The organism is Corallococcus sp. 4LFB (assembly GCF_046520365.1).
In the GTDB taxonomy this organism is placed as follows: domain Bacteria; phylum Myxococcota; class Myxococcia; order Myxococcales; family Myxococcaceae; genus Corallococcus; species Corallococcus caeni.
Map to the genome: position 1 here is coordinate 1 of NZ_JBKGHJ010000877.1, position 1,973 is coordinate 1,973.

The 1,973-nt window shown below is 71.1% G+C and carries 1 protein-coding gene and 2 pseudogenes; all 3 read right to left on the minus strand.

Going from position 1 to position 1,973, the window contains the following annotated elements:
• A pseudogene (locus ACLEQD_RS42250) lies at nucleotides 1-561 on the minus strand (PolC-type DNA polymerase III); the annotation flags it as partial.
• Between the two features lie 70 nt (nucleotides 562-631).
• Complete coding sequence (locus tag ACLEQD_RS42255) at nucleotides 632-1,054, minus strand: cupredoxin domain-containing protein (RefSeq protein ID WP_410391611.1); 423 nt, start codon at nucleotides 1,052-1,054, stop codon at nucleotides 632-634.
• Nucleotides 1,055-1,138: 84 nt separating this feature from the next.
• Nucleotides 1,139-1,973, minus strand: a pseudogene (locus tag ACLEQD_RS42260) (hypothetical protein); the annotation flags it as partial.

Sequence of the window (1,973 nt, forward strand, 5' to 3'; positions counted from 1 at the left end):
CGCGCGCGCGGGTCCATCGTGGCCAGCAGGTCCGCCACGTCCTCCGCGCGCCCGTCCCGCACGCAGCCGTCCAGCGCGTGCACCAGCACCGCGTGCACCGCCCACGCAGTCATGGAGCGCGCGGTGCGGCTGCTGCGAGCCCAGCTTCGCCCACCGCATCAGCGACTCCAGCGAGTGGCTGGGCAGCTCCGGGTGCAGGTAGTGCATGAGCTCGCACGAGTCGAGCACCGGCACCCCCCCGAGCACGTCCGGCAGGAAGCCCTTCTCGAACGGGGCGTTGTGCGCCACCACCGTCCAGCCCTTGAGCCGCTCCCGCAGCTGGGCGCGCTCCGCGTCGAAGCGGGGCTGTCCGGCGAGCTGCGCGTCGGAGAGGCCGGTGAGCCGGCGGATGGTGAGGTTCAGCGGGCGCGACGCGGAGTACAGGCGGGAGAAGCGGTCCACCTCCCGGCCGTCCTCGAAGAAGAGGCAGCCCACCTCGATGACCTCATCCACGCGGGGGTCGAGCCCCGTCGTTTCGAGGTCCAGGAAGACGTGCCGGGTGAAGAGCTCCGAGCTGCCCATGCAGGGCGTCGAGCCTACCCGGCCGGGGGGACATCGCCAGTTAACGGGCGGCTGCCCCCCTGCGCGGGCTTCAGTCCACGATGAAGGTGCCGGCGATCATCTTCCCCATCGCGCAGCCGTACTTGAGCGTCCCGGACTGGTTGGGCGTGAAGGTGATGTCCACGGGCGTGTTCAGGGGCAGCTTCGTGTCGATTTTGTACTCGTCCATCACCAGCTCGGTGGCGCACGTCAGGTCCGTCTTGCGCGTCACCACCAGCTTCACCGGCTCGCCCTTCTTGAGCTGCACCGGCGAGGGCTCGAAGCCCTTCTCCGTGACGGCCAGGTCCACCACGTGCACGCCGTTCTCCCGCCGCCCCACCTCCTGTGCGGTGGGCGCGCCCGGCTCCTTCGCGGAGGACTCCTTGGAGCACGCCTGCTGCGACGCGCCCGCGAGGACCGCCGCCGCGGTGAGCGCGAGCCAGGGCTTGATGATGCGGGAGAAGAAGGGGCGCATGGATGGAAACTCCAGGGGAGGAAGGACACGGGCGGCCCGCCTGAAGGCAGGGCCGCCCGGAAGTAACGGCACCGCGAGCGGATTTCAGCTCGCGGCGTCGGGCTTCGAAGCGTCCGCGTCGTCGTCGTCGGAGGCGTCGTCGGCCGGGGCCGGGGGCGCCTCGAAGCGCAAGAGCGCGTGCAGCGGGACGAACAGCTCGTGCCCCGGCTCACCCAGGAGCACGTCGAAGCGGCCCACGCGCAGGAGCGGCGCCTCCACGGTGATGCCGTTGCGCAGCACCAGCTTCACCGTCTGCCCGATGTGCGGCAGGAACGGCCGGGGGTCCGAGTAGGGCCGCTTGTCCGGCTGCCGGGCCACCTGCGCCGGCTTCTGCGTGAGCTTCGCGTCGCGCTCCAGGTTCGGCATCAGCCGCTCCCAGTCACCCCTGCGCGCGATGAGCACCACCTGGAGCTTCTCCAGCCGGCCCGTGCGCTCGAAGGTGAAGGCGATGGCCTCCTCCGCCAGGAGCGTGTCCAGCAGCGACCGCTCCGCCAGCACCACGGACAGCTCGGTCTTCTGCTCGATGAAGGCGCCCAGGAAGTCCGCGACGAGCGCGTTGTCCACCTGGCCTCGCGCCTGCTTGATGGCCGCCTTGCGCTGGCTGCGCTCCTTGCGCGCCATGAACTCCTGCACCGTCAGGCCGCTCTGGAGGATGCCGAACGCGTCCCCCAGCGACAGGCCCGGCGTCTGGCCCATGAGCTCGTAGACCTGGTCGAAGCGCTTCGCCTCCTCGGCGTGCAGCTTGCGCCAGATACGCGCCTTCATCTTGCCTTCCAGCTCACCCTTGGCGATGCGCGCCGGCACGTGCTCGCGCGTGGCCAGCGCCAGGATCTGCTCCGGCGTGGGCGGCGGACGCGGCGTGCTGGGCGCGGCCCGAAGC